The 14,798-nt window shown below is 66.7% G+C and carries 13 protein-coding genes and 1 pseudogene; 11 read left to right on the top strand and 3 right to left on the bottom strand.

Going from position 1 to position 14,798, the window contains the following annotated elements; all coding sequences use genetic code 11:
- The first annotated feature begins 79 nt into the window (after positions 1-79).
- Positions 80-1,684, top strand: a complete 1,605-nt coding sequence (locus AOA14_RS03540) for a carboxylesterase/lipase family protein (protein ID WP_062900784.1) — start codon at positions 80-82, stop codon at positions 1,682-1,684.
- A 63-nt stretch (positions 1,685-1,747) separates the two neighbouring features.
- On the opposite strand, the gene AOA14_RS03535 is transcribed toward AOA14_RS03540, so the two are convergent.
- Entirely contained in the window at positions 1,748-2,074 is a 327-nt protein-coding gene (locus AOA14_RS03535; RefSeq protein WP_062900783.1) for a DUF423 domain-containing protein, read from the bottom strand.
- Positions 2,075-2,157: 83 nt separating this feature from the next.
- Here AOA14_RS03535 and AOA14_RS03530 point away from each other — a divergent pair, with 83 nt between their 5' ends.
- The 6 genes from AOA14_RS03530 (at position 2,158) to AOA14_RS20245 (ending at position 7,305) form a co-directional block, all read left to right on the top strand.
- Positions 2,158-3,372 (top strand): glycosyltransferase family 4 protein, encoded by a 1,215-nt coding sequence (locus AOA14_RS03530; RefSeq protein ID WP_062900782.1) that lies wholly within the window; start codon positions 2,158-2,160, stop codon positions 3,370-3,372.
- Positions 3,373-3,381: 9 nt separating this feature from the next.
- Complete coding sequence (locus AOA14_RS03525; protein WP_062900781.1) at positions 3,382-3,933, top strand: sigma-70 family RNA polymerase sigma factor; 552 nt, start codon at positions 3,382-3,384, stop codon at positions 3,931-3,933.
- A complete protein-coding gene (locus tag AOA14_RS03520; protein ID WP_062900780.1) occupies positions 3,926-4,645 on the top strand; it encodes an anti-sigma factor family protein in 720 nt (239 codons plus the stop codon). Before AOA14_RS03525 ends, AOA14_RS03520 begins: the two co-directional genes overlap by 8 nt.
- A gap of 152 nt (positions 4,646-4,797) precedes the next feature.
- The gene (gene ahpC, locus AOA14_RS03515) at positions 4,798-5,361 is read left to right on the top strand and encodes an alkyl hydroperoxide reductase subunit C (RefSeq protein ID WP_062769850.1); all 564 of its coding nucleotides are present in this window, start codon (positions 4,798-4,800) and stop codon (positions 5,359-5,361) included.
- A 136-nt stretch (positions 5,362-5,497) separates the two neighbouring features.
- On the top strand, positions 5,498-7,081 hold the full coding sequence (gene ahpF, locus AOA14_RS03510; protein WP_062900779.1) for an alkyl hydroperoxide reductase subunit F: 1,584 nt from the start codon (positions 5,498-5,500) through the stop codon (positions 7,079-7,081).
- A gap of 95 nt (positions 7,082-7,176) precedes the next feature.
- Positions 7,177-7,305 (top strand): hypothetical protein, encoded by a 129-nt coding sequence (locus AOA14_RS20245; protein ID WP_260834170.1) that lies wholly within the window; start codon positions 7,177-7,179, stop codon positions 7,303-7,305.
- Here AOA14_RS20245 and AOA14_RS03505 read toward each other — a convergent pair.
- A complete protein-coding gene (locus AOA14_RS03505; RefSeq protein WP_062900778.1) occupies positions 7,302-8,210 on the bottom strand; it encodes an AraC family transcriptional regulator in 909 nt (302 codons plus the stop codon). The genes AOA14_RS20245 and AOA14_RS03505 overlap by 4 nt on opposite strands.
- A gap of 82 nt (positions 8,211-8,292) precedes the next feature.
- Here AOA14_RS03505 and AOA14_RS20045 point away from each other — a divergent pair.
- Positions 8,293-8,793: pseudogene (locus AOA14_RS20045) on the top strand (SDR family NAD(P)-dependent oxidoreductase); the annotation flags it as partial.
- Between the two features lie 270 nt (positions 8,794-9,063).
- On the opposite strand, the gene glpD reads toward AOA14_RS20045, so the two are convergent.
- Positions 9,064-10,584 (bottom strand): glycerol-3-phosphate dehydrogenase, encoded by a 1,521-nt coding sequence (gene glpD / locus AOA14_RS03495; protein ID WP_062900776.1) that lies wholly within the window; start codon positions 10,582-10,584, stop codon positions 9,064-9,066.
- 187 nt (positions 10,585-10,771) lie between these two features.
- Here glpD and zwf point away from each other — a divergent pair, with 187 nt between their 5' ends.
- The 3 genes from zwf (at position 10,772) to eda (ending at position 14,756) form a co-directional block, all read left to right on the top strand.
- On the top strand, positions 10,772-12,175 hold the full coding sequence (zwf, locus tag AOA14_RS03490) for a glucose-6-phosphate dehydrogenase (protein ID WP_062902983.1): 1,404 nt from the start codon (positions 10,772-10,774) through the stop codon (positions 12,173-12,175).
- An 11-nt stretch (positions 12,176-12,186) separates the two neighbouring features.
- Positions 12,187-14,028, top strand: a complete 1,842-nt coding sequence (edd, locus tag AOA14_RS03485) for a phosphogluconate dehydratase (RefSeq protein WP_062900775.1) — start codon at positions 12,187-12,189, stop codon at positions 14,026-14,028.
- 104 nt (positions 14,029-14,132) lie between these two features.
- Positions 14,133-14,756 (top strand): bifunctional 4-hydroxy-2-oxoglutarate aldolase/2-dehydro-3-deoxy-phosphogluconate aldolase, encoded by a 624-nt coding sequence (eda, locus tag AOA14_RS03480; protein ID WP_062900774.1) that lies wholly within the window; start codon positions 14,133-14,135, stop codon positions 14,754-14,756.
- Positions 14,757-14,798 lie beyond the last annotated feature (42 nt).

The following is a 14,798-nucleotide window of genomic DNA, read 5'->3' as shown; positions in this document are numbered from 1 at the left end:
TTGATATTCACTCACAAGTGAGCGTAGATACTCGGGTGGACGATGGCAAGCATCGCCGCCGGGAAGAGGAAATGCGCTGATGGGCCTGTCGCCGCTTGGAAAGATCGTCATCGGCCTGTGCGCCGTCCTTGGTCTGTCGGGGGCCGCACCCGCCCCCCGCGAAGCGCCGACGGCGACCGTCGGCGAAGGACGCGTCGCCGGCACATGGCAGGACAATGTGCGCATATTCCGCGGCTTGCCTTATGCCGCGCCGCCCGTGGGCGAGCGGCGGTGGCAGTCGCCCGAAGCGCCGCCATCCTGGTCGGGCCTGCGACAGGCGGCCGAGTTCGGACCCGACTGCGTCCAGCCCGCCTATCCCGCCGACAGCGTCTATTTCGAAGCGCCCCGCCCCCAGAGCGAGGATTGCCTGACGCTCAACATCTGGGCGCCGGCGGGGGCGAAGAAGGCGCCGGTGATCGTGTGGATTCACGGCGGGTCGCTGCAATTTGGCGGCAGCGCGAGCCTGATGTACGACGGACGCGAATTCGCCCGACGCGGGATCGTCTTCGTGTCGATCAACTATCGCCTCGGCGTCTTCGGCTGGTTTGCGCACCCGGGGCTAAGCGCCGAATCGCCTCAGAATGTCTCAGGCAACTACGGCCTGCTCGACCAGATGGCGGCGCTCCGCTGGGTGCAGCGCAATATTGCGGCCTTCGGCGGCGATCCTGCCAATGTGACTGCGATGGGAGAATCGGCCGGGGGGCTCAGCGTCTCCTATCTTCTCGCCAGCCCGCGAGCCCGCGGCTTGTTCGCCAAGGCGATCGTCCAGAGCACCAATATGCGCGCGATGCCGCGCCTGCGCGAAGCGGCGTTCGGTCTGCCATCCGCCGAAGCGAGCGGGCAGGCTTTGGGCGAAGCGCTGGGCGCTGCCGACATCGCCGCGCTGCGCGCCGTCGATCCCGATGCTTTGCTGGCGGCGGCGGTTCGCGCCCGTTTCCCCGCGCAGCCGGTCGTCGATGGCGTGGTCGTCCCCGACCAGCTCGTCAACATCCTCGACCGCAGCGCGCAGATGAAGGTGCCGCTGCTCGCCGGCTTCAACAGCGGCGAGTTGCGATCGCAGCGGCGGCTCGTGCCGGCCATACCGGGCGACCCGGCGGACTATGCGGCGGCGGCCGCGAAGCGTTACGGCGATCTCGCCGCCGCCTATCTCAAGCTGTATCCGGCGTCGGGCGGGACGGAGAGCATGCTCGCCGCGACGCGCGACACCATCTACGGATGGGCAACCGAACGTCTGGTCCGCGCGCAGACCGCGGCCGGAGCGCCGGCTTATCTTTACGTCTTCGATCATTGCTACCCGGCCGCCCGCGCGCGAGATCTTTGCGCCTTTCATGCGAGCGAGCTACCGTTCGTCTTCGGCATTGCCGGGCGTCCGGTCGCGGGGTCGCGCAACTGGCCTGCGGCGGAGGGACCGGCCGAGGTGCGGCTCGCGGAGCAGATGATCGACTATTGGACCAGCTTTGCCGCGACCGCAAAGCCGGTCGCGCCGTCGGCAGTCCGCTGGCGTCCCTACGGCGGCCAGGAATATGCCATGCGCTTCGCCGATCGTCCGCTACTCGAACGCAATCCCTTTCCCGGCACCTTCGAATTTCACGAAGACCGCATGCAGCGCCATCGTGCCGAAGGGCTGCAATGGTTCATACCCTAGCGCCATAGCCGAAGGGGGGGGCTGCGGCTCGCCCCTCGATCGAAGCGCCGATACAGGCACGCATCAGCCGCGCCAGTAGAACCACGCGGCCCACAGCCAGCCGGCGATCAGCAGGGTGCCGCCCACGGGCGTGACGGCGCCCAGCCAGCGCGGCCCGCCGAGCGCCATCGCATAGAGGGTGACGGCGAAAAGTCCGCCGCCGATCAGCAGCATGATCGCCGGGCCGCGTGCGGTCCCCATGATCGCGAGCGCCGCAACAGCGTGGACCAGTTGATACAGGCCGCCGGTGCGCAGCCAGTCGGCCTCCTGCGGTCCCGCCGCGCCATGCGCCCCGAAGGCACCCGCCGCGACCGCCAGTGCCGCCGAAATCGCCGCGAACAGTCCGATCATCTCCGTCTCTCCTTTGCAGCCATAATCTTAGCGCGCCGAGCGCGCCGATGGAATAAGCCGCGCCGCGGGGGCGTAAACGGGGCATGAAGCATGATCTGGAATCGGGCCGGGTCGCGGGGCGTTCGCCCGCCGGCCGGCCGCTGCGCATCGCGCTCTTCTCGGGCAATTACGACTGCGTGCGCGACGGGGCCAATCGGGCGCTCAACCGCCTCGTCGCCTATCTGCTCGATCGCGCGGGCATGGCGGTCCGCATCTATTCGCCGACCGCGCCGACGAAGGCGTTCGAATCGGTCGGCGATATTGTCTCGGTGCGCTCTGCAAGCATCCCGGGGCGCCCCGAATATCGCCTCGCGCTTGGCTTCACGGGCGCTGCCCGCGCCGACCTTGAGGCATTTGCCCCGGATATCGTCCATCTCTCGGCGCCCGATATCTTGGGCCGCCAGGCGCAAAAATATGCGCGGGCCGCCGGCATTCCGGTAGTCGCGAGCCTCCACACGCGCTTCGAAACCTACCCCGAATATTATCATCTCGGCTTTCTGCGCCGGCCGATGGAGGCCTATCTGCGGCGCTTCTACGGCGATGCCGACCATATCCTTCTGCCGACGGCGCCGATCCTCGACGAATTCGCGGCGCTCTACGGCCGCGACAATGTGTCGATCTGGTCGCGCGGGGTCGACCGCACCGCCTTTCATCCCGCGCTGCGCAGCAACGCCTTTCGCGCCCGGCTCGGCTATGCACCCGGCGATGTGGTGCCGCTCTTCTTCGGGCGGCTCGTGCTCGAAAAGGGGCTCGGCGTCTTTGCCGACGCGATCGAGGCGCTCCGCGCGCGCGGCTATAATGTGCGCCCGATGATCGTCGGCGAAGGACCGGCGCGCGACTGGCTCGCGCGGCGACTGCCCAATGTCGCCTTCCTCGGCCATCTGGCCGGCGCCGACCTTGGCTGCGCGGTGGCGAGCGCCGACATATTGGTCAATCCCAGCGTGACCGAGGCTTTCGGCAACGTCAATCTGGAGGCGATGGCATCGGGGATCGGGGTGGTGTCGGCCGACGTTCCCAGCGCCTCGTCGCTGATCGTGCATGGCGGCACCGGCCTGCTGGTCCCGCCGCACGACGCCGCGGCCTATGCCGATGCGATCGCGCAGCTTATCGACGAACCCGCGCAGCTCGCGGTGCTGCGCCGCGCTGCTGCGGCGGCCGCGGACCGCTATTGCTGGGACGATATTCTCGCCGGGGTCGCGGCGCTCTATGGCCGGCTCGCCGGAACCGCTACTATCGCGGCGCTGGCGAGAGTCGCCTGAGGAGTTTCGATGCGCAAGGGCCGCGACGCCGACCCCGATATCGACGGCGATCTCGCCGCGATGCGGCGCTATGCGCGCGCGCTCGCGCGCGACGATCAGGATGCCGACGATGTGGTGCAGGATGCGCTGCTGCGCGCGATCGAACGGCGCGACACCTTTCGGGCCGAGGGCAACCGCCGGGGCTGGCTGCTCGCGATCGTCCACAATGTCTTCGTATCGGGCACGCGGCGCCGCGCGGCCGAGGCGCGGCGCAACGATCGTTTCGCCGATACGCTGGCGACGCAGGCCGACGCGGCTCAGGAACATCATGCGCGGCTGCGCGAGATTGCGCACAGTTTCGCCGCGCTTCCCGACCATCATCGCGCGGTGCTGCACCTGACCGCGGTCGAAGGCCTCAGCTATCAGCAATGCGCCGACCTTCTGGCCGTCCCGATCGGAACGGTGATGTCGCGCGTTGCGCGCGCGCGCGCGGCGCTCCGCGATCTCGAAAATGGACGCGAGGACACAGACGGACGGCGCCGCGCCGCGCCGCTGCGACTGGTTGGAGGACAGGATGACTGACGGGCCGAACGAAAGCGAACTCGCCGCCTATGTCGACGGGCAACTCGATGTCGAAGGGCGTTTCGCCGTCGAGGATCATCTGCGCCGTCACCCCGACCTCGCCGCACGCGTGATGGGCGATCTCGGCGCGCGCAGCGCCTTGCAGCTTCTGGCGCAGGACAAGCGCGCGATGCCCGCCGCGGTCGCGGCGCTCGGCCGCGATCTGGCAGAGCCGGTGCGGCGCTGGGGTCGCTGGATGTCGGTCGGCGGTACCTCGGTCGCCGCGGCGGTTGTCGCGCTGCTGTTCGTCGCAACCCAGGGACCGCCCGCCTACGTCGATTATGCGATCTCGTCGCACCGCATCGCGATGATGCGCGCCGGGCTCGATTCGCAGGCCGAAACGCCCCATTACGACGCGCGCGAGATTGCGAGTAGCACCAATATCGCGATCCCCAGCGTGCCGAAGAGCTGGAAGATCACCGACGTTCAGCTTTTCCCGACCGAGCGCGGCCCGGCCCTGCTCGTTGCGGTGCGCACCCAGGCGGGCGATCCGCTGTCGCTCTTTGCGCTGCACCAGCGTTCGGGGGCGCCCGAACGCCCCGACGCGGTGCGAGAAGGCGCGCAATCGGTGGCCTATTGGCGCCGCGGCGACATGTCCTATGCGCTGGTCGGCAATACCGGGCCGGGCGCGATCGACGCGACGGCGGAGAAGCTGGCGCGCAGCTGGTCCTGACAGTGATGCAAGCGGCGCGACATGTGTTCGAAAGATTGACAATTCAAGACCTTTTTGATCGATAAAATCGATCATGGCCGCGCGGATTTCCAATTTCCGCACTGCAACATAAATCGCTAGGGGAGGGCTCCACAAACAAAAGGAGGCTCTCCATGTCCGTGCTCAACACCACCATCAAGCCCTTTAACGCGACCGCGTACAAGGACGGCAAGTTCGTCGAAATCAGCGACGAAACCGTCAAGGGCAAGTGGGCCGTCTTCTTCTTCTATCCGGCCGACTTCACCTTCGTCTGCCCGACCGAGCTCGAAGACCTCGCCGACATCTATCCGACGCTGCAAAATATGGGTGTCGAAGTGTTCGCGGTGTCGACCGACACGCATTTCTGCCACAAGGCATGGCACGACACCTCGCCGGCGATCGGCAAGATCAATTACTATATGGTCGGCGACCAGAACCACAATCTGTCGAACAATTTCGAAGTTCTGCGCCAGGGCGTCGGCCTTGCCGACCGCGGCACCTTCGTGCTCGACCCGCAGGGTGAAATCCAGCTTCTGGAAATCACTCCCGAAGGCGTGGGCCGCAACGCCGCCGAACTGCTCCGCAAGATCAAGGCGCTGCAATATTGGGTCAGCCACCCCGGCGAAGTCTGCCCCGCAAAGTGGGAAGAAGGCGCCGAAACGCTCGCGCCCTCGCTCGACCTCGTCGGCAAGATCTAAGGTGTAATCGTCCGTGTGTCCCCGCGAAGGCGGGGACCCAGAGCGTTAGGTCGCTACACTTGCGCTCTACAGCGCTGGGCTCCCGCCTTCGCGGGAGCACACGGATTTTCTTTGAAACCAGGCAGGAACTCTCCCCATGCTCGACGCCAATATGAAGCAGCAGCTTCAGGGCCTCCTCACGAACCTTCGTGAACCGATCGAACTGCTCTCGTCGCTCGGCGACGATGCGAAGTCGGCCGAGCTGGCGGCGCTCCTCAACGATATCGCCGCGCTGTCGGACAAGGTCAGCGTGACGCGCACCGACGACGATGCGCGTCGGCCCAGCTTCCTGATCCGCCGCGCGAGCGACGCCCGTGTCGCGGTGCGCTTCGCGGGCATCCCGCTCGGCCATGAATTCACCTCGCTCGTTCTCGCGCTGCTCCAGGTCGGCGGCCACCCGCCGAAGGTGAGCGCCGAGGTGCTCGGGCAAGTGGCGGAGCTCGATGGCGACTTCCACTTCGAAACCTATTTCTCGCTGTCGTGCCAGAATTGCCCCGACATCGTGCAGGCATTGAACCTGATGAGCGTGGTCAACCCGCGCATCACCCACACCGCGATCGACGGCGGGCTGTTCCAGGCCGAGGTCGAGGAGCGCAAGATCATGGCCGTGCCGACGATCTTCCTGAATGGGCAGAATTTCGGTCAGGGCCGCATGGAGCTCGAACAGATCCTCGCCAAGCTCGACACCGGCGCCGAAGCGAAGGCGGCGGAAAAGATCGGCGCTAAGGAGGCGTTCGACGTGCTCGTCGTCGGCGGTGGCCCCGCGGGCGCCGCGGCTGCGATCTACGCGGCGCGCAAGGGTATCCGCACCGGCATCGCCACCGAACGCTTCGGCGGTCAGGTGCTCGACACCATGGCAATCGAGAATTTCATCTCGGTCCAGCACACCGAAGGGCCGAAGCTCGTTGCGCAGCTCGAGAGCCACGTCAAAGATTATGACGTCGACATCATGAACCTGCAGCGCGCCGAGAAACTGATCCCGGCGAAGGCCGAAGGGGGCCTGCACGAAATCGTGCTGGCGAACGCCGCGTCGCTCAAGGCGCGCACCGTTATCCTCTCGACCGGCGCGCGCTGGCGCCAGCTCGGCGTGCCGGGCGAGGATGCCTATCGCAACAAGGGCGTCGCCTATTGCCCGCACTGCGACGGCCCGCTCTACCAGGGCAAGCGCGTCGCGGTGATCGGCGGCGGCAATTCGGGCGTCGAGGCGGCGATCGATCTTGCCGGCATCGTCGCGCACGTCACGCTGATCGAATATGACAGCCAGCTCCGCGCCGACGCCGTCCTCCAGCGCAAGCTCGCGAGCCTGCCCAATGTCCGGATCATTACCTCGGCGCTGACCACCGAAGTGCTCGGCGACGGCGAAAAGGTGACCGGGCTTGCCTATAAGGACCGCAATTCGGACGCGCCGCACCAGGTCGAACTCGAAGGCATCTTCGTTCAGATCGGCCTCGTGCCGAACACCGAATGGCTCAAGGACAGCGTTACCCTGTCGCGCCACGGCGAAATCGAGGTCGACCATCGCGGCGAGACGAGCCAGCGCGGCATCTTCGCCGCGGGCGATTGCACGACCGTGCCCTACAAGCAGATCGTTATCGCGATGGGCGAAGGATCTAAGGCGGCGCTGTCGGCCTTCGATTACATGATCCGCCTGCCCGCGGATGTGGACGTCGAAGCGGCGTGAGCGCCATATTTTCGTCATGCCGGACTTGATCCGGCATCCATTCGCGGCGCAAACTCGCATGGACCCCGGACCAGGTCCGGGGTGACGAGAGAAGAATGACCGACAAGAAGAAGCCGCCCGCACCGATTCCGCTCTGCCGTTTCGAGGAACTGGCCGAGCGCGAGAACAGGCTGCGCGAGCAAGCGGCACGCAAGGCCGCAAAGCCGACGCGCAAACCGCGCTAGCCGGCCGTCATCGCAAAGCGCCGCGGCGGCACGCCCACCGCGCGCGCAAAGGCGGTGCTGAACGCGCTCGCCGACCCATAGCCCACACGCTCGGCGATTTCGTCGATCTTGCCCGCGCGGCGGCGCAACATGTCCTTGGCCAGGCTCATGCGCCAGCTTTGCACATATTCCATCGGCGGCACGCCGACGGTGCGCGCGAAACGGTCGAAAAAGGCCGATCGCGACAGCGCCGCTTCCTGCGCAAGCGCCGCGACCGTCCAGGCGTGCGCGGGGGCATCGTGGATGCAGCGGATCGCGCTCGCCAGCCGCGGGTCGCCTAGGCCGCGCAGCATCCCCGGCGGCGCCTCGTCACCGCCCGCGGCCCGCAGCGCCTCGACCAGCAGTATCTCGACCAGCCGCGCGAGCACCAGATCGCGCCCCGGCCTGTCGCCGCCCGCTTCGCTGCGCACCATCTGCACTAGCGCCGCCAGCCGCTCGGCCCCGTGCAAATGGATCAGGGCGGGAAGCTGCGATACCAGCAGGCCGGCGTCGGGCGAAGCAAAGGCGAAATAGCCGCCGAGCATCCGGACGTCGGGCTCACCGTCGGGCTCGCCATGCCGCATATCGCCCGAAAAGGCGGTGGTGTCATGGGGATCGATCGTGACCGGATCGCACGTAGCCCCTGCGTCGATGGCCGAAATGGTAAAGCCGGGCGTCTCAGGCAACAGCACGAAATCGCCGGCAATCAGCGTGACCGGATCGGCGCCATCGACCGTCAGTCGGCAGTGACCTTGCAGCACCGTGCAAAAGCTCGGGTCGCCGAAGGATGAATAGCGCACCGCCCACTGCCCGCGTCCGCCAATCCCTTTCGCGAAGACCGTGCTGGGGCGCAGCAGCGCGATGAGATCGGAGAGCGGATCGGCCATATCAGGACTATTGGTAAAGAAATGCGGATTTTACATTATAGATAGTATCTCTTCTGCTGACTAGATCCTTTCCATCACCCTGATGAAAGGAAGAATGATGAAACGGATTCTGATCACCGGCTGCTCGTCGGGCTATGGCCTCGAAACCGCGCGCCATTTTCATGCTGGCGGCTGGACCGTGATCGCGACGATGCGCAACCCGGCCGCCGCGCCGCTCGAACCTTCGGCGCGGCTTCGCCTGCTGCCGCTCGATGTGACCGATGACGACAGCATCGCCGCCGCCATCGCCGCCGCCGGGCCGATCGACGTTCTGGTCAACAATGCGGGGATCGGCCTGTTCGGCGCGCTCGAACATGCGCCGCTGCGGCGCATCCGCGACGTCTATGCCACCAACAGCCTCGGCACTATCGCCATGACGCAGGCGGTGATCCCGCAGATGCGCGAACGCCGGTCGGGAACGATCGTCAACGTCACTTCGTCGGCGACGCTTGCCTCCTTCCCTTATGCAGCCGCCTATACGGGCAGCAAGACCGCGATCCAGGGTTTCACCGGCAGCCTCGCGCACGAACTCGAACCGCTGGGTATCGGGGTGAAACTCGTCGAGCCCGGCTATGGTCCGACCACCGCCTTTAGCGCGAACACCGATGTCGCGCTCGCCGACGTGCTGCCCGAACCCTATGGCAACCATGCCGCGCCGATCCTTGCGGGCATGGCGCAACCCGCGCTCTTCACGACCGAGGCCGACGTCGCGGCGGCGGTGTGGGACGCGGTGCACGACCAGACGGGACGCAGCCATTTTCCGGCGGGCGCCGATGCGCTGGCGATCGCCGCGGCGGCAAAGGCGGACGGGCGATTACTCGGGCAGCGCGGGCTTGACGGCGATGCCGTCCAGAAAGGCGTCGAGCCGCTTGATGTCCTCGGCGGTGAAATGCAGCCCCAGCTTGCTGCGCCGCCACAATATGTCGTCGCTCGTCTGCGCCCATTCGCGGTCGATCATCCAACGGATTTCGGCGGCCGACAGTCCGTGCGCGATCTCGCCTCCCAGATCGTCCCAGCTTTGGGCTGTGCCGAGCCATGCCCGCGCGTCGGTGCCATACGCCTTGACGATGCGGTCGACCGTCGCGGCGGAGAGGAAGGGGTGGGCTAGCCGATAGTCGGCCTTCAGCGTCGCCGCGCCGTCGGTCCGAAAATCGCCGCCGGGCAGCGGCGCGCTGGCGGTCCAGCGCGCGCCGGTCAGCGCGGCGACATGCGCCGCCAGATCGTCGATCGCATGTTCGGCGACATGGCGATAGCTGGTGATCTTGCCGCCATAGATGGTGAGCAGCGGCGCGCCTTCCTCCATGTCGAGGTCGATGCGGTATCCGCGCGTTGCCGCCTCGGGCTTGCCCGATCCGTCCTCGACCAGCGGCCGCACCCCCGAATAGGTCCACACGACATCGTCGGGGCCGATCTGCGCGGCGAAATACTGGTTCGCTCCCTCGCACAGATAGGCGATTTCCTCGGCACTTGCATGCACGTCGGCCAGCGATCCCTCATGATCCTGGTCGGTCGTCCCGATCAGCGTGAAATCGCGCTCATAGGGGATGGCGAAAAAGATGCGGCCGTCGGGAAGCTGGAAGAAATAGGCGAAATCATGGTCGAACAGCTTGCGCACCACGATGTGCGATCCGCGCACCAGCCGCATCTGATAATCGGGCGGCGCGGCGGCGCGGCGCAGCAGATCAAGCACGGCGGGGCCGGCGGCATTGACAAGGCTGCGGCCGGTAAAGCGATAGGCTTGGCCGTTCGCGCCCGTCGCCTCGACCACCCATAGCCCGTCCTCGACCCGCATCAGGTCGGCGCGGGTGCGCGTCTTGATCCGCGCCCCGCGGTCGGCGGCGTCGCGCGCGTTCAGCATCACCAGCCGCGCATCGTCGACCCAGCCATCCGAATATTCGAAACCCTTGGCATATTGCGGCTGCAGCGGCGCGCCCGCCGGATGCCGCGCCAGGTCGATCGACCGCGTTGGCGGCAATTTCCGGCGCCCGCCGATATGGTCGTAGAGAAACAGGCCGAGCCGCAGCAGCCAGCGCGGCCGCAGCCCGTCGCGATAGGGGAGGACAAAGCGCATCGGCCAGATGATGTGCGGTGCGATGCCCCACAATATCTCGCGCTCGGCCAGCGCTTCGCGCACCAGGCCGAATTCATAATGCTCCAGATAGCGCAGCCCGCCGTGGATCAGCTTGGTCGAGGCCGAGGAGGTGCCCTGCGCCAGATCGCCCTGTTCGATCAGCAGCACGCGCGCGCCGCGCCCCGCGGCATCGCGCGCGACGCCGGCCCCATTGACGCCGCCGCCAATCACGATGACATCATAGGGGATGGGCGCGTCGGTCATGGCGCGTTCCTATGCCAGATGCGGGCGGCTTGCCAATGGCGATGCAAAGCTATGCGGCTTACGTATGCGCGTTGCAATCGCCAGGGGCTTTCGCCAGCGTCCCTGTCCGTTATCCAAGGGGATATTTGTGAGCGTCAAAGTCGAAACATTGGTGCTGTTCGGGGCGACGGGGGATCTTGCCCATCGCATGCTCTTCCCCTCGCTCTACAATCTGCACATGGACGGGCTGCTCGACGATGCGATGACGATCGTCGCCTCGGGCCGCTCGCAGATGGATCGGGCAGGGGCGCACGCGATGGTACGCGCCGCGCTCGACGATCACCTCGCGGGCGATCGCATCGACGAAGCGGTGATTGCCGCTTTCCTCGAGCGGATCGACTATTGCGCGGTCGATGCCGGTGCAGCGACGGGGTACGACCGGCTCGCCGAAATGCTCGGTGACCGGATGAGCCGCCCGATCGGCGCCTATCTGTCGACCCCGCCATCGATGTTCGGCCCGATCGCGCAGGGGCTCGCCGCGGCCGGGATTGCCTGCGCCGAATGCCGGATCGCGATGGAAAAGCCGATCGGCCACGATCTCGCCTCGTCGCGTGCGGTCAACGAACAGGTCGGCAGCGCCTTTGCCGAGGATCGCGTTTTCCGTATCGATCATTATCTGGGCAAGGAAACGGTCCAGAACCTGCTCGCGCTGCGTTTCGCGAATATGCTGTTCGAACCTTTGTGGAACGCGCAGGCGATCGACCACGTCCAGATCACCGTGGCGGAAACCGTCGGCCTCGAAGGCCGGGTGTCCTATTATGACGGCGTCGGTGCATTGAAGGATATGGTGCAGAACCATATGCTCCAGCTCCTCGCGATCATCGCGATGGAGCCGCCGGCGAGCGTCTCGGCGACCGCGGTGCGCGACGAAAAGGTCAAGCTGCTGCGGTCCTTGCGCAAGATGCGCGCCGACGATGTCAAGGCGCACAGCGTCAAGGGTCAGTACACGAGCGGCGCGGTGAACGGCGGCGCGGTCACGGGCTATGCCGACGAGCTGGGCCATCCGTCGAACACCGAAACCTTCGTTGCGCTCAAGGCCTATATCGACAATTGGCGCTGGAAGGGCGTGCCCTTTTACCTGCGCACCGGCAAACGGATGCCGCAGCGCAAGTCGGAAGTGCTGATCCAGTTCAAGCCGGTGCCGCATAATATCTTCGCGCGCGTCGGCGCGGGGGGACTCGACGCCAACAGCATGATCATCAACCTGCAGCCCGAAGAGAATATCCGGGTCAAGGTGATGGCGAAGCAGCCGGGACTCGACCGCGACGGGGTAAAGCTCAAAGAGGTCACGCTCGACGTGTCGCTCTCGCACAGTTTCGAGGGCGAGCGGCGGCGCATCGCCTACGAACGGCTGTTGCTCGACTTCATCGAGGGCGATCAGACGCTGTTCGTGCGCCGCGACGAGGTCGAGGCGCAGTGGGAATGGATCGATTCGATCCGCGACGCCTGGGCATCGGTCGATCTGGCGCCGCAGACCTACACCGCGGGAAGCTGGGGCCCGTCGAGCGCGATCGCGCTCATCGAACGCGACGGAGCGAGCTGGCATGATTGACGGGAATAGCCATGACTGATCTCCACCCCACGATCGCCGCCGTCACCGACCGCATCACCCGCCGTAGCGCGCCGCGCCGCGCCGCCTACCTCGATCTGATGCAGCGGCAGCGCGAGGCCGGAACCAATCGCGGCAATCTGTCGTGCGGCAACCTTGCGCATGGCTTCGCGGCGTCGGGCGAGGACAAGCCCGCGATCCGCGCGGGCGCCGAGATGAATATCGGCATCGTCACCGCCTATAACGACATGCTGTCGGCGCATCAGCCCTATGGCCGCTACCCCGAACAGATAAAGATTTTCGCGCGCGAAGCCGGCGCCACCGCGCAGGTCGCGGGCGGCGTTCCCGCGATGTGCGACGGGGTGACGCAGGGACAGGCGGGCATGGACCTGTCGCTGTTCAGCCGCGACAATATCGCGCAGGGCACCGCGATCGCTCTCAGCCACGCGATGTTCGAGGGCGCGCTGCTGCTCGGCATCTGCGACAAGATCGTTCCCGGCCTGCTCATCGGCGCGCTGCGTTTCGGCCATCTGCCCACGATCCTCATTCCGGCCGGGCCGATGCCGTCGGGCCTCGCGAACAAGGAAAAGGTCCGCGTCCGTCAGCTGTATGCCGAGGGCAAGGTCGGCCGCGACGCGCTGCTCGAGGCGGAGGCGGCCAGCTATCATGGCGCAGGCACCTGTACCTTCTATGGCACCGCCAATTCCAACCAGATGATGATGGAATTGATGGGGCTGCACATTCCCGGCAGCGCCTTCGTCAATCCGGGCACCAAGCTGCGGCAGGAACTGACGCGTGCCGCGACGCACCGGCTGACCGAAATCGGCTGGACCGGCGACGACTATCGCCCGCTCGCGCGCTGCGTCGATGAAAAGGCAATCGTCAATGCCGCGATCGGCCTGCTCGCGACCGGCGGTTCGACCAATCATGCCATCCACCTGCCGGCCATCGCGCGGGCGGCGGGGATCATCATCGACTGGCAGGATTTCGACGAGCTGAGCCGCGCCGTGCCGCTGCTCGCGCGCGTCTATCCGAATGGCGCGGGCGACGTGAACAATTTCCACGCCGCGGGCGGGATCGGCTATGTCGTGCGCGAACTGCTCGGCGCCGGACTGCTCCACGGCGATGTGCTCACGGTGGGCGGGTCAATGGCCGACTATTCGGGACAGCCGGTGCTGGTCGACGATGCGCTTCATTGGGAGGCCGCACCCGAGACGTCGCGCGACGAAACGATGTTGCGTCCCGTTTCCGCTCCTTTTTCGTCCGACGGGGGCATGCGGCTGCTGTCGGGCAATCTCGGCCGCGCGATCATCAAGACGAGCGCGGTTGCCCCGAATCGCTGGACGATCGAAGCCCCGGCGCGCCTCTTCGACGATCAGGATCAGGTGCTCGCTGCATTCAAGGCGGGCGAACTCGACCGCGACTGCGTCGTCGTCGTGCGCTTCCAGGGGCCGCGCGCCAACGGCATGCCCGAACTCCACAAGCTCACCCCGGCGCTCGGCGTGCTGCAGGACCGCGGCTACCGCGTCGCGCTGCTCACCGATGGCCGCATGTCGGGGGCGAGCGGCAAGGTGCCTGCGGTGATCCACCTCTCGCCCGAGGCGCTGCCCGGCCCCGACGGGGTCAGCGGCCCGCTTGCCTGTCTGCAGGACGGCGACATGGTGCGCGTCTGCGCGGTAAACGGCGAGGTGACGGCGCTCGTTGATCCCGCTGAATGGGCCGCGCGGTCGCCCGCCATCGCCCCGCCGCCCGCACTCGGCGTCGGGCGCGAGCTGTTTGCGCTGTTCCGTCACCACGCCGACGAAGCCGAAAAGGGCGGGTCGGCGATGCTCGCGGCGATGGAAACCGTCGTCTGATGCGAAAACCGTTTGTCCTGAGCTTGTCGAAGGACCGCTCTTCCTTTCAACGGATTCGGAATAGAACAGCCCTACGACAAGCTCAGGGCGAACGGAGTTAGAAGATGTCCGACAAGTCCATCGACCAGATCATGGCGCTAGCCCCCGTCATCCCGGTAATCGTCATCGACCGCGTCGAGAACGCCGTCCCGATGGCCGAGGCGCTCGTCGCGGGCGGCCTGCCGGTGCTCGAGGTCACGCTGCGCACCCCTGCCGCGTTCGCTGCGATCGCGGCGATGAAGGCGGTGCCGGGCGCGGTCGTCGGCGCCGGGACCGTCCTTGATCCCGCGATGCTGGCGGGCGCGATCCATGCGGGCGCCAAATTCATCGTTTCGCCGGGGCTGACCGACAATCTCGGCAAGGCGGCGGTCGCGAGCGGCATTCCCTTCCTCCCCGGCACCGCCAATGCCGGCGACATCATGCGCGGCATGGATCTTGGCCTCTCGCATTTCAAATTCTTCCCGGCCGCGACAAGCGGCGGCATCCCTGCGCTCAAGGCGCTCGCGGGGCCGTTCGGGCAGGCGCGCTTCTGCCCCACCGGCGGCATCACCGCCGCGACCGCACCCGAATGGCTCGCGCTGGACGCGGTGCTGTGCGTCGGCGGCAGCTGGGTCGTCCCCGCGGGGCCGCTCGATCCGGCCCGGATCGAGACACTCGCGCGCGAGGCGTCGGCGCTTTCGCGCCATTGATTAACCCCATTTTACCTGTCATCGTGCAGGGATAAGGCGGTA

Origin of the sequence: Sphingopyxis terrae subsp. terrae NBRC 15098, assembly GCF_001610975.1 — a bacterium.
Lineage (GTDB): Bacteria > Pseudomonadota > Alphaproteobacteria > Sphingomonadales > Sphingomonadaceae > Sphingopyxis > Sphingopyxis terrae_A.
This window is presented reverse-complemented; position numbering and strand designations above follow the sequence as displayed.

Bases quoted from the DNA above. Each gene is read 5' to 3' on its own strand.
- AOA14_RS03540 (WP_062900784.1), top strand. From the start codon at position 80: ATGGGCCTGTCGCCGCTTGGAAAGATCGTCATCGGCCTGTGCGCCGTC.
- AOA14_RS03535 (WP_062900783.1), bottom strand. From the start codon at position 2,074: ATGATCGGACTGTTCGCGGCGATTTCGGCGGCACTGGCGGTCGCGGCG.
- AOA14_RS03530 (WP_062900782.1), top strand. From the start codon at position 2,158: ATGAAGCATGATCTGGAATCGGGCCGGGTCGCGGGGCGTTCGCCCGCC.
- AOA14_RS03525 (WP_062900781.1), top strand. From the start codon at position 3,382: ATGCGCAAGGGCCGCGACGCCGACCCCGATATCGACGGCGATCTCGCC.
- AOA14_RS03520 (WP_062900780.1), top strand. From the start codon at position 3,926: ATGACTGACGGGCCGAACGAAAGCGAACTCGCCGCCTATGTCGACGGG.
- ahpC (WP_062769850.1), top strand. From the start codon at position 4,798: ATGTCCGTGCTCAACACCACCATCAAGCCCTTTAACGCGACCGCGTAC.
- ahpF (WP_062900779.1), top strand. From the start codon at position 5,498: ATGCTCGACGCCAATATGAAGCAGCAGCTTCAGGGCCTCCTCACGAAC.
- AOA14_RS20245 (WP_260834170.1), top strand. From the start codon at position 7,177: ATGACCGACAAGAAGAAGCCGCCCGCACCGATTCCGCTCTGCCGTTTC.
- AOA14_RS03505 (WP_062900778.1), bottom strand. From the start codon at position 8,210: ATGGCCGATCCGCTCTCCGATCTCATCGCGCTGCTGCGCCCCAGCACG.
- glpD (WP_062900776.1), bottom strand. From the start codon at position 10,584: ATGACCGACGCGCCCATCCCCTATGATGTCATCGTGATTGGCGGCGGC.
- zwf (WP_062902983.1), top strand. From the start codon at position 10,772: ATGCTCTTCCCCTCGCTCTACAATCTGCACATGGACGGGCTGCTCGAC.
- edd (WP_062900775.1), top strand. From the start codon at position 12,187: ATGACTGATCTCCACCCCACGATCGCCGCCGTCACCGACCGCATCACC.
- eda (WP_062900774.1), top strand. From the start codon at position 14,133: ATGTCCGACAAGTCCATCGACCAGATCATGGCGCTAGCCCCCGTCATC.